This window comes from Pantoea sp. ME81, assembly GCF_903970985.1.
Taxonomy (GTDB): domain Bacteria; phylum Pseudomonadota; class Gammaproteobacteria; order Enterobacterales; family Enterobacteriaceae; genus Pantoea; species Pantoea communis.
Map to the genome: position 1 here is coordinate 18150 of NZ_CAJCKS010000054.1, position 13059 is coordinate 31208.

A 13059-nucleotide genomic window follows, 5' to 3' on the forward strand; every position below is an offset into this window, starting at 1 on the left:
CCTTGGTTAAAATTATTATCTGCTGTTTGCATGTGCATACATTTCCAACCGCTTTTTAGTTGCCCACCTTAAACCGATTTGAATGTCTCTTAGATGACCTATATTTACCCTGCCTGTTTTGGCGCTTTATCATAAGCGATTAACTGGGTGATAAAGCGGCTTTCACATCAGACTAACAAAGCTCCTGGCGCAGGCAAGGTTAATTGCGCAAGTTGCGACTGAATAAGCACCAGTTTTTGCTTGTTGTCGCGTATAGTCTGGCTTTTCGCGGTCAACTCAGTGACAACCTGTTCCATGTTTAAGATTTGTGGCGCAAAAAAAGCAAACATTTTTTCATCAGAGTTAAGCAGCTCATAGATATCCATAAAGGGCTCTTTAATGATTTTCACCATCGAAGATTTCACATCTTCTAATTCCCGCTCGCGCTCGTGTGCTTTATAGGCGTCCCATAGATCGGAACCAATCGTAAATGCCGCGCCCGCTGGGCCTGCCCATTTTGCAATGCCTCCAGCCAGTTTTGTCGCCTCCCAAGGTTTAAATTTGTAGACATACCCTGTTAGTTTGCCAATGGTATCGCGTGCTGCAAAAATCGTTGTTTTGAGGGTGGTTGGGCTAATTTTCGACACGCCCTCAAAGACCCCGCCTATAGAGCGAAACGCCCCTTCACTCAGACCACTTAAAAAGCTTTCACTGGAGTTTAACTGGCGAGTAATATCATCAGATAAGCGCTGCGTGACCGATGTAGACTGATCGAAAAAGCGATCGACAGAGAGCTTAATACGCAGGTGAAGCTTAAAGCCAACCCCTTCTTCGGAATAGCCCAGCTCATCGTCCATGAACGGGCGAATGTCTTCAAGGCCAAGTGGTCGTAGCTGGCTCATGAGCTGTTTTTCCATCAGGTTTAGCTCTTCAAACAGTTCACGCGCCAGGCGCTTGACCTCTGTGCGACTGTGCATGATATCTTTACGAAAGCGGCTCGTATCTTCGTCGTTTTTTTCAACAAAGGCATTTAGTTCATTGAGCTGTAAACGGGCCTGCGTAACTCGCTGATTTACAATATCCTTCACAACGTCCATGCCGGTTTTAGCCAGCAGTACTTCAGGTACATTGGCTTGCAGTACCTTAGCCGCGGTGTTTTTAAGATCGTTAATGCGCGAGCGGCTTTCGTAATGTTCAGGTTTGTCGAACCAGAACGATAGACCGCGACCGTTTGGATTTGAAGAAATACAGACGATTTGCAGTCGTTCGCATTCTGACGCGCTTAAATTAGCGGCCCGCTGCAATTTTCCTTTCAGATTCTCTTTTTTAATTTCCGCCTGTTCTTCAAATAATGCTGGGTTGGTTAGGTTAGTCACTTCATCCATTTTATTAATTACAAAGATGGTTGAAGAGAGTTTATTCAGATCGCGTAATACCCATTTTACGATGTCACTGTGGCTTTCTTTTAGTGGATTGGTGGCATCAACCACATAAAAAATCATATGTGCCTCAGAAATATAGCGTTTGGTCATGTCTTCATACATGACCTGTTTGCCATCGACTTCGCGCTCCTTATCACCAAATAGCCCCGGCGTATCGACAATTTCGCATTGACCTGGAAGCCCCTCAGGCTTGTAAATACTCAGCCGATCAGATGATTCATCCATGGAAATATTCATATCTTCCATTATCTTACCCAGCCAAGCGGCGATGACACTGGTCTTGCCATCCGAAAACGCCCCAAGCAACGCAACACGCAGCACATCAGATTCAACGGCAGAAATGCTGGAGGCTATTTTTTGCAGATCTTCACCTACGTCTATATCCATTTCGCTCAGCGTCTCTAACATGCCTCGCAGTTGTAATAGCGTATCAATAGCCTCTTGTTTCTCAATACTGAACTGTTTGAATTGTTCCATAAGGCATCTTCTCAAGTTGATTTTTAAGTCGCGTTATTCGGGCAATTTGCGTTTCAAAAATAGTTATCGGCTGCTGTAAGGCACTCTGCATATTATTCACTTTTGTTAGCAGGCCACTCTGCAGCTCATTATTTATCGCCGTAACCAGTTTGCAGGCCTCATCGCTCACACCGTCCAGCGCTTTTTCCCTTGCGCCCTCCAGCTTGTCACGCACTTTTCCCTGTGCTTTGCGGATTTTTGAGGATTTGCTGGTAAAAAAGCCGATAGCAGTCATCAGTGCACCCACCAGCGCCCCGGCAATAGCACCAATAGCTGTTCCAATCACCGGGAATGCGCTGCCGATTGTGCCACCCGTCATCGCATAGGTGCCTATTTTGAAGGCCATTGAGCCAAAATCGCCCAATCCAAGGTCGTAGCCTAGCGCCATATCACTGCTGAAATCGATGCCGCCGCTACGATCAAAACTAACGCGTTGTTGAAAATCTACATGCTTGATATCTTCCAGCAAACGTTCCACCGCCTGGAGCATCAGTTGCTGTAATACTTCCACGGCATTTTCAGTATCTTTCAACATTTGTTCCTCAACTATGATGCGACGTTTTTTAAATTCGCGCTGAATCCGTTGAGAAATCGCATCGCTATCACCGAAATCGTCTTCGACTATATTGTCACTGTCTTCTGCCAGTTCGTTGAAAAAGGTATTCCACCGGTTGCGACGATTATTCACAATTCGACGTTCAAACTCAGCAATTGCCTTAGTGAACGCTACCCGACATTTATCAAACTCCGGCTCCGTCCCTTTCAGGAAGGACCGATGTCCGGCTAATTGTGTTTCCAGCACAGTTAAGTATTGCCCAAGCGTTTCACGGACCTTGCCTTTGTTACTTTCGACAATATCCTCCCGGAATGTAGCAACCTTATTCCTGATCGTCTGGGCTACGTAATCGATTTGACTGAATTTTCGCATTTCCTGACGGTCAGAAAATACGTCTGAGAACTCCTGCTGAGATATAGCCAGATTGTGTTCCCGGGAAGTATGAATGGTTGTACTTTGCGTACTGTCGTCATAAGCCAGCGCCGAAAATGCCAGCAGGCCCTGAACACAATGGCCATTTTGGAGCACCTCTTTTCCCAGGACCGGAGCCAGAACGTCAATGGTCTGGCGAAGTGCGTCGTCAGCGCCGCCCTGCCTGGTAAGATCCGAACGATCCTCTTCGAACTCATAGGCTTCGGAAAAACCACGAACATTAACCAGGGGATAAACCTGTGTGCCATATTCCAGATATGACTTAATCTTCTCTGCGGTTGCCGTTTCTGGTTTTTTATTGGTGCCGTTGACGTAAACCACCATATGAGCTTGCGCAATAGCTTCTTTCACAAGGTGAACGTAGCGTGCCTCATTACCTTCAATCCCCGGTACGTCAATCAGTTGAAAGTCTCTATCGTCGATATGTAGCGTGTAATGGGTGTTGCCTTTGGTAAAATCTGACTCACCAGTACCAATAATCAAGCCATCAACACGCGTTGCCGTCGCTTTTAATTTCTCCGTCTCAATGATTGACTGGATAAGACGTGGCAAACTCTGATCCAGTAATTGATGAATGTTGATCGTCGATTTTAAGTCGTTGAGAGTGGTATTTTCCAAGCGTGCAGCACTATCCTCTGCAATATAAAAAGCATCACTCACTCTTAATTCCTCGCCAGCATATTTATCAACACCACCGCTCCAGCACCAATAATCATCCCCACAACAGTAGTGATGATCAAGGTTATCCGCGCCTTTTTGTTAGCTTGCTGTTGCAACATTTGCAGACGTGTTTGGCTTTCATTTTGTTCCAGCAGATGACGTGCTTTACTGGCCTCTTCTTCCATTTTTAATCGTAAAGCGCTTTCATTAGTCATGATTTGCTGTAGTCGAATAGCAGAAACACTGATAGCACTAATTTTATCGGTTACATCGCCATAGACCTGCCCTAAATCACTGCGAAATTGGGTTAGGTTCTCGTGAAGCTCTTGCTCAGTTTTGAGTAGATCGTTCTGATTTTTTTTCAGAAATTGTCGGCGAGAGGTTTCATCAAACACGATTCTTAGAGATTCGATAATAGTACTTTTTCCCGCGTTGGTTTCGCCAAAAAACGCGAGTGTAAATTTATCCCACTCGGCATGTCGTTGCAGGTAGTCTAACTTCTGGTTGAAATTATCCTGAAGAATCTGTAGTTGCGCTCTCATCACATTAAGCTGTTTTTTACCATCTTCGTTCTCGACATGAAGTTCCGAAATATCAGCAAGTGTTTGCTCAATGTTACGTCCTACATCGGCATAAAGCCGGTTGAAGTCCTCAACGCTATTCATATTAAATTCTCATTAGTGGTCTATTTTAGCCAGTGTGGTTTGCCATGAGTTCTACCCATCAGACTTCCTTGTTACGGTTTTATCTCGTGGCAATTTTATCGTTATAGCAAAAGTAAATTATTTACTAAGAAAGTTACTGTGCGAGTATGCTGGCTAACGGAATTTACAGTAGCCGCTGTGCAAAGACCCCAAGAGATATTTTTCATGCTTATTCTCCTATACCTCCTTCCACAACCGGCTGCCTTTGAACATCACTCACCGCATCACCAAACGCGGCCAAAAACCATTTCAGCATTGCGCTATCAACCACGGTGGCGGAAATTTCCAGTCGCTCTTCACCAATTTCCCGATGCGTTTGATCGGTTGATAGTGGAGATTCAATAAGGTGGAGCCCAGCAGTGCGGTCAATTTCAAAAGTAAGGAAAATCATCTGCCCCTCACCAAATCCAAAGCGGCCGTCGTCGTCATATTTTTTTAAATTGAATTCGGATGGTCGCTCGAAGGTAAAGGTGCTGACGCTCGCGGAAAGGATCCGGTTGAGCGCCAGACTACGTTCGTTGTTGTAACCTTCGAAGCGGCAAACCAGATAGAGGCGAGGCCCTTGCTGCGCCAATCCCAATGGCATTACTGTGTTTTCGCTTTCTTTGCCGCCCGCATTGCGATAGGTGATGCGTAATAAGTGATTGAGATACAGCGCTTCACTGACGGATTCAAACACACCTTCAGCGATGGGGGGCGGCAGTAATGGCTGGCTCGTTGCCACGATACGCACTTTATCTGGCCACTCCGCTTCCAGGCGGGTAGGGCCGTTGTCGTGCAAATTACGCTGCGCCTGGGTAAACAACCCGGTCATGGATTTAATGAGCCGGGTTGGCAAAATAGGCTTCAGATGCGCTTCTGCCATCGCCAATAGCAACGACTCCTGCGGCGTCAGCATTGGAAGTGAGACGCCACTGGAATTTTCAAGCCAGCGATAGCCATAGGGGCGGTTGCGGTCGTCGCGCTCGATATCAAAATGGTCGCAAAGCATCTCCAGATTGCGCTGAATAGTCCTTACATCGCGCTCGATTCCAGCATGCTGTAGCTGCTCATGAAGCTCTTTTGCCGTGATTTTTCTGCCGCGTGGAATACGGCGCAGAAGCTCAAGAGCGAGCACGGTGGTCTCAATGGTTTCAGGTCTTTTAGCCATTTTGATTTCCTATCAAATTACTTAGTGCAAAAAGCCAATCGCCGGTTTTTCGCGTTTTTTCATCCAGCACTCGGCTTTAAGTGCGGCAACAAAAGCCTCTGTTGAACTCACTGGCTTAAAATGATGCTGACGTGCTACCAGTGCAAAATCGCCCGGTGTCAGGTAGTCCAGTTTTGATATTTCTTTCATGTCAGCAGATTGCGGTTCATTGAGCTGAAGCTTTCGATAGTAAATATTCAGCAATGCGGCAGCCTGGTCATCACACAAATAGTTGAATCGCACCTTAAGATCGAACCGACGTAGCGCGGCGTCATCCAGCACATCAAATCTGTTCGTCGTGGCGATCAGCACACCTTCAAACAGTGCCATCTGGCTTAACATTTCGTTGGCACTGCTCACTTGCCAATGGTGCTGGAACTCGTCGCGTGCGCTGAGAAAACTATCAATCTCATCAATCAGCAGGATCGCATTGTCGCGTTGCGCCTGTTCAAATAACGCCGCAATGTTCTGTTCACTTTCACCAACGTAGCGGCCAAAAAGCTGTGAAGCCTTGCGTTCTATAACGACCTTATCTAACTGCTTCGCAAGCCAATGTGCCCATGCCGTTTTACCCGTGCCCGAAGGGCCATAGAGGCAAAAACGCGCTGAGTGACCCGGTGTCAGAGCTTTACCAATCTCATCGAGTGGGTTGTCACAATTGATAAATGCCGTGTCATAGAACGCGGGTATTTGGGCCGCAACATGGTTTTTTATCGGCTTATGCCCCTGAGCCTTTAGGGTGTTATTGATTAAATACATTAAAGTCTCAGAGCATTTTTCCTTTGAGAGCTTGTCGCCAATGCCCGCGAGGACGTTTGCTGCCCGGTTAATAACCGCTGGGGCCAGATAAGAGGCCTCCGCTAATAAAGCAAGAGCGCCTGGTGCCAGTATTTCGCCACAAGCCTCTTGAATGATCTCTGCGCGCTGATTACGTGGTGGGGCATTGAGCTCAATGACCATGTCAAAGCGGCGTACCATTGCTGGATCCATACAATCAATGTCATTGGCTACCCATAGAGTGGGAACAACATTCTCTTCCAATAGACGATTGATCCAGGCTTTTGCTAATGGAAGTGGACTGCTGTTATGAATCCCGGGACTTTCGACAAAAACATCTTCTGCCTCATCGAGCAGGATGATGGCTCGTTCATCGATGAATAAGCGCTGCGCAGCACGCCAGGCACGTAAACGACGGCTGCCACTGATCGGGCGCAGGGATTCATTCTCACTGCTGACTTCATACAGGGGAGTTTGCAATTCATTGGCAATCAAACGACAAAGCTGGCTTTTGCCGCTACCCGGTTGGCCATGAATCAGGATATTGACCCCGATACGTTGGGTGCTCAGCGCATGATGCAACCACTGACGCAGAATATTAACTGCCGGAATGTGGGCATAATTATCAAGCTTCAGATGGGCTGGCCCACAGATGTTGATCATGCCTTGCAGGAGTCGCGCTGGACTTGTCTCACCCGAGTAAAGGCGTTCTGCCAGGGTGGGTGAGAATGGCTCAAGTTTATTGCGCAGTAGATGCGCGCCGTTCATTTCAAGGCTAACCAGACCGGTTTTGGTCAGGGTGCTGGAGGGGCCAAGTGCCTCGCGTACCTCGGTTTCGGTGATATCCAAAGTCATCGCAAGTGTGCGATAAACTTTGGAGGAGGTGAGTGGCCCAAGCCATTCCGTGACATCGTCAAGCAGCCTTTCCTGATGGAGCTGTAATGTGAATTCCAGAATGGCTTTTTCAGCGCTGTTGAGGCCAATACGCGTGGCAAACCTGCTCACTGCAGTTTGAAAAATAGAAGCTTGTGTTAACGAATTATACTGTTCAGCATCCTGATAATATTTGCGTAATCTTTTCAGCAACGAATCTTGATCCTGCTGACTCAGGTTAAAAGAATGCTCATTATTGAGGTGAAGATAGTCAGCCAGCGGTTGGCTACTGAATCCATGCTGGGTAATAAACTGTTTGTGCGCGCCCAGGCGAAATAGTATCCGCAAGATCCATTGCTGCATTTTGGTATTCTGATAATTCATTTCAGCGACTTGACTTACTTCAGCAGACATTACAGTGTTCATATTCTTCTCCTTGTGAAAGCACTATTTTTAAATTGCGCTGAGACATTTTGTGTCGCATGAAATGAAAAAGTTTTTTTGGAGATGTTGGTTGGCTGCGACACAAGTTGTCGCAAGGATATGAGTGTTTTCGGTGCAGTTAATAATTATGATATTAAATATTTTCTTGCAAATGCCGACAACCGTTTTATTCTAGAGGGTGGTTTTTTAAACGTTGGCCGGGAGTGGTTTATAGATACACAATGTGTCCCCTGAAGGGGAACGTATTCAGAGATAAGTTAGTCAGGTTGGCGAATTAAAAATTAATCCGATAAAATTATATACAAAGGAATGCGTTGTGGAAAAAAATGATGATTGGGGAAATTTAAGGGAATTGCTGCGAAGCACCGTACTGCTTCAGGAGAGCTATCAGCATGCAAAAAAGCGTTACTCCAAAAAAATCGCTCCAGACTTTCGTTTATTTCGCTTCTTTAATATAAATGAAAATACGCTTTCTAAGTGTTTTGCGTTTCTTCTTAAGCCAGATGAAACTCATGGCCAGGGCGAGTTATTTCTCAATGGTTTTTATCAGTTAATAGAAAGATCCAAAGCGATTACCACCAAAAAACAAACTGAGGTTTATACAGAGTATACGATTTCCGGAAGTAGAAGAATCGATATCTTGATTGATGGCGAAAATGAGTTAACGGCTATTGAAAATAAACCTTGGGCAGTCGATCAAAAAGATCAACTTCAAGATTATGCGCAATGGTTAGCTGTAGAATCACACCGCAGAGGCATTGGATGGTCATTAATATATCTTTGTAATAATGATATAAATGAGTTTTCTTTAAGCTCTGACTTGGCAGAGGAAATAAAGCGAAATGTAAAGCCTGTTACTTTTATCCAGGTTGAAAGATGGCTATCACATTGTGCGTTATACATTGAGGCACCTGCTGTACGCTGCTTTGTTGATGCTTTGATAAAATTTATTCGCGAAGATATTAATGGGGATATCGCTATGGAATTGCAAAACGAACTGACAGAGAAGTTGGTGGCCTCACCACAAAACCTCCGAGCAGCACTATCAATTGCACAAAATATACGTCAAGTTAAGGAGCGACTCTGGCGCGATTTCATCATTCATCTTCGCCAGCAACTGTTACCTATTGGAACTCAAGTGGTGACTAATGATGAATTGAGTTTGGGAGGTAAGTACGCTTCATTCTCGCTCTTATTTAAAGAAGGCGATGATTTTAAATTATGCTGGGAGTTTAGTACATCTGACTACCGCAACCTGGCTTACGGGATTTGCTCGGTCAATGAACCCGACGAGAAGATACACCTTGAGTGTTTTCCAGCCATTGCTTCAGCTATGAGTGATGTTTTTCCTGAAATTGATGCAACTATTGGAACGACAGAATGGTGGCCATGGTGGTGCCATGCTGATGTGGGTATGGATGTTCCACGCAACTGGAATATGGATGCTGAAGCCTGGAGCTTACTACTTGAACGCGGAGAAGGAAGCTTTGCGCAGACGATCGTTAGTATGGCAAAGCGTATCCACAATGAAGTTGATTTGTCTCTGTTCAGAGCGACGAACTAAAATTGCATGAAGCAAGAACTCAACCCGAACATTTCCGGTAATTGAATACTTCCACCAGTTTTATTCGCCAGCATCAGTAACACTTCGCGTGCCCGGCTAGTGATTCCCGTAACACAGGCCGGGCACAAATCCATCCTCACATTCCCGTCCCATCACACCCCACACGCATTTATTTTAGCGATCCCCACATCCACCGATATAACCGTTAAGGGATCGTTTCCGAAGAGGGGGGCTGGCGAGGCAAAGGCGAGTCAATTTGGCGCTGATGCCTGACGGTTAATGACGCACGTCAATTCACCCAGCTGCTCTACTTTATCGGTCAATGCGCGGGACGGGGTGAAAAATGGAAAAGGTACTGATTGTTGACGATCATCCAATCACGCGATTAGCGCTCAAAATACTGATTGAAGAAGATAATCGGGTAGTCGTAGGTGAAGTGGGCGATGGCATTCAGGCTATAAAGTTTGTGAAAAAACTGCAGCCGGATTTAGTCATCATTGATATCGATATCCCGGTGCTCAACGGTATCGATGTCATCAAGCGCTTGCGCCAGAGTGGGCACGAGATGGGCATTCTGGTGCTCTCCGGCAAAGACAGCGAGCACTATATCCGCCGCTGCGCCACGGCGGGTGCCAACGGATTTATGAGCAAATGCAAAGAGTTAACCGAGCTGAGAGATGCGATTCGCGCTATCAGCAAAGGATATGCCTTTTTCCCGATGAATTGTGCGCGTCAGGGCTTGCATCTTGAGGATGAAAACAGCGACCAGCGCAAAATTGACGAACTGTCGCCCAAAGAGCTGAATGTATTGCGTCAGCTGGCGCGCGGCGAGAAAGTGGTGGATATCGCGCGAGGCATGAACATCAGCGATAAGACCGTCAGCACCTATAAAAGCCGGCTGATGATGAAGCTGGAGTTAAAGAATCTGGTGGATGTGCTCGATTTTGCCCAGCGGCACAATCTGGATTGAGACGCTCGGCAGTTCATGCGCTGAACTCGTCTTTGAGAAAGGTTTCGATTGCCTGATTCAACACTTGCACGCAGCCCAGCGTTTCATCGAGCATCTGGCCGAGATGGCGTTCATCGACTGGGGCGCCACAGGCTTGCTCTAATTCGCGGCACTGATCGGCAATCGATATGGCGCCGATGATCTGCACTGAACCTGCCAGACGGTGCAGGCTGCGCTCCAGCGCGGGCCAGTCGCGATTGTCGAAACAGGCGCAGGCCACCTGCATATCCTGCAGATTCTCATCGCGGGTGGCGCTGAGCAGGCGCTGCAGCATCTCGTTGTCCTGATGAGCCAGTTCGCGCAGGGCGTTAAGATCGAGCAGATGATTCAGCGCGACATGGCCGGGATAGGGCACAACAGCAGGGCGCGGCACCCTTTGCAGCAGTGCTTCCAGCTGCGGCAGGCGCAACGGTTTGAACAGGCAGTCATCCATGCCCGCTTCCAGGCAGCGCGATCGCTCTTCTGGCTGCGCGTTGGCGGTCAGTCCCATAATGGTGAGCGGTTCACGCTGTTTTTTACGCAGTTCGCGCGTCAGGGTGAAGCCATCCATTACCGGCATGCTGCAATCGGTGATCACCAAATCAATCTGGTTTTCCTGCCACAGCCACAGCGCCTGTTCGCCATCCTCGGCTTCGATCACTTTGTGTCCCAGTCGGGTGAGCTGGCGTTTCAGCAGCAGGCGGTTGGCAGGATGATCATCCACCGTCAGGATGGTTAACGGCAGGCCACAGGCATCTTGCTGGCGTATCGGTTCCACCGGCGCGCTCACCGCTTCACGACAATCCACCGGGATACGCACGCAGATGCGCGTGCCGCGTCCCGGTTGGCTGTGCAGCGTCAGGCTGCCCGCCATCATCGCCACCATTTGTTCACAAATCGCTAATCCGAGTCCGGTGCCGCTCTGTTTTTTGCCCGATGCGGATTGTTCGTAAGGATTGAATATCAGCTGCTGATCCTCTTCACTGATGCCGATGCCGGTATCCTGCACCGTGAGTTCCAGCGTGGCGCGATCGCCTTCGCCGGGTTTGCTGCGCACCTGCACTTCGACCGTGCCGCGCTCGGTGAATTTGATGGCGTTGCTGATCAGGTTGGAAAGGATTTGCCGCAGACGCATCGGATCCAGCAGCAGTTCGTCCGGATGTAGCACATCAATCTGATAGTGCAGCAGCAATCCTTTCTGGCGCGCCAGCCCTTCAAACACGCGCACCACCGGTTCGGCCAGGGTATCGAAGCGCACCCATTCCGGCGACAGCTCCAGCTTGCCCGATTCGATTTTCGCCATGTCGAGGATATCGCCAATCAGCCCCATCAGCGATTGCGCGGATTCATAGGCGACGCGCACCGACTCTTTATCGCACGGTTGTTGCAGGCGATTGGCGACCGCCAGCTCCAGCAAGCCAATAATCGCGCTGATCGGCGTGCGGATTTCGTGGCTCATGGTGGCGAGGAAGGTGCTTTTGGTGCGGTTAGCCTGTTCGGCGCGCTCGCTGGCCTGCAGCAGATCGCGGGTCAGTTGTTCATGTTCCGTCACATCCTGCCAGCTGCAAATCATCCCGGCGAGGTTGCCGTGATTATCGCGAAACGCCACCGCGCGGTGGATGACATCACGCAGTTCGTGGCCGTTATCGATCTGGCCGCGCTGTGGTGTCATCTCCATTGACGTTTGTTCTGCCAGTAAGGCCATTTGCGCCTGGCAGATAGCGTGCAACGGATGCGCGCTGTCACTGAGCGGCAGCTGGCTGATATTGGAGTGTGCATCGTTGAAAAACTGACTCCAGGCCGGATTTTTGTTGGTCATCTCGCCTTTGTGGTCGATGACGTAGATCGGCACCGGCGTGCCGTTGAACAGGATTTTCTGGAAGGTGGCTTGTTCCTGCAGTCGCGCCTGCGCCTCTTTACGCTGACGCACCGCGCGATGCAGATGGTAGTTCCAGAACAGTGAGGTGATCACCAGCACCGCGAAGATCCCCGCCAGCCCGTAAAACTCGTGTCGATAGGCCATCCAGGTGTCGAGTTTGACATCGGGCGTGCCCTGCCATTTCATCGCCAGCAGCGAGATATCGCGCGGCGGGATGGTCGCCAGCACCTTGTTCAGGATGCTTAGCAGTTCCGGATTATCGCGCCCCACGGCAAAGGCGATCCGCGCGGGATTTTCCCCGAGTCGCGAGACAATCTGCAGGCGATTACTGAAGTAGCGATCGATCATGTAGCGCGCGGCAATCAGGTTATTCACCGCGCTATCCACCCGACCTTCATTCACCATCTGTAGTGCAATACTGGCGTTCTCAACGGTGACCAACTTGATGTGGGGGAAATTTTCCTTCAGCCAGCCGATGAGCTCATGCTGGGGCGTAATCGCCAGCGTGTCGGTGTCATTGAGTGATTTGGGCGCACCCAGCGTATTTTTGCTCACCAGCACATACGGCGGCAGCACGTAAGGGCGGGAGAAGAGGGCGCGCGCTTCACGCTGCGGACTGTGGGCCAGCGAGCCAACCAGTTCAACTTCATGGCGGCTGAGCCGGTCGAACATTGCGTTGACGGAGGAGGCTTCGACCATGGTGAAATCGATACCAGTGCGCAGATGAATCAAACGCAGTAAGTCTGCAGTCATACCGTTAAATTTGTTGTGCCGATCTTTTAGCGTGAAAGGCGCATCGAGCGGGTTCATCACCACGCGCAGCGTCTGATGCTGAGCCAGCCAGCGTCGCTCACGGTCAGTGAGTTGCAGAGGCGGCGCCGCCATCATCGGCGGCATGCTAGAACCGAAGAGCACACGGCTGAACTCCAGGCACATTCAGAAAACTCGGATGGCGTCTTCTGCTTGAAAAAAAAAAAAGAACAATCTGGTGGCAGAATGAGATCGTAGACAATGCGACCTGAGATGAACTATGACGTATAAAATAGACGCGACTAT

Annotated in this window: 7 protein-coding genes; 2 read left to right on the plus strand and 5 right to left on the minus strand. The window is 48.8% G+C overall.

What is annotated here, in order from left to right; genetic code table 11:
- Positions 1–167 precede the first annotated feature (167 nt).
- The 5 genes from H7A81_RS12180 to H7A81_RS12200 form a co-directional block, all read right to left on the minus strand.
- On the minus strand, positions 168–1898 hold the full coding sequence (locus tag H7A81_RS12180) for a LeoA/HP0731 family dynamin-like GTPase (protein ID WP_182057632.1): 1731 nt from the start codon (positions 1896–1898) through the stop codon (positions 168–170).
- Entirely contained in the window at positions 1870–3585 is a 1716-nt protein-coding gene (locus H7A81_RS12185; protein WP_255478954.1) for a DUF1269 domain-containing protein, read from the minus strand. Before H7A81_RS12185 ends, H7A81_RS12180 begins: the two co-directional genes overlap by 29 nt.
- 2 nt (positions 3586–3587) lie before the next feature.
- Positions 3588–4250: a hypothetical protein gene (locus tag H7A81_RS12190; RefSeq protein ID WP_182057633.1), complete on the minus strand. Its 663-nt coding sequence runs from the start codon at positions 4248–4250 to the stop codon at positions 3588–3590.
- Positions 4251–4458: 208 nt separating this feature from the next.
- A complete protein-coding gene (locus H7A81_RS12195) occupies positions 4459–5439 on the minus strand; it encodes a YafY family protein (protein WP_182057634.1) in 981 nt (326 codons plus the stop codon).
- Positions 5440–5460: 21 nt separating this feature from the next.
- Positions 5461–7554, minus strand: coding sequence for an ATP-binding protein (locus tag H7A81_RS12200; RefSeq protein ID WP_255478955.1), 2094 nt, complete (start codon positions 7552–7554; stop codon positions 5461–5463).
- A 334-nt stretch (positions 7555–7888) separates the two neighbouring features.
- On the opposite strand from H7A81_RS12200, the gene H7A81_RS12205 reads away from it, so the two are divergent.
- Complete coding sequence (locus H7A81_RS12205) at positions 7889–9136, plus strand: PD-(D/E)XK nuclease family protein (protein ID WP_182057635.1); 1248 nt, start codon at positions 7889–7891, stop codon at positions 9134–9136.
- Between the two features lie 343 nt (positions 9137–9479).
- Positions 9480–10106, plus strand: a complete 627-nt coding sequence (locus H7A81_RS12210) for a response regulator (RefSeq protein ID WP_182057636.1) — start codon at positions 9480–9482, stop codon at positions 10104–10106.
- Positions 10107–13059 lie beyond the last annotated feature (2953 nt).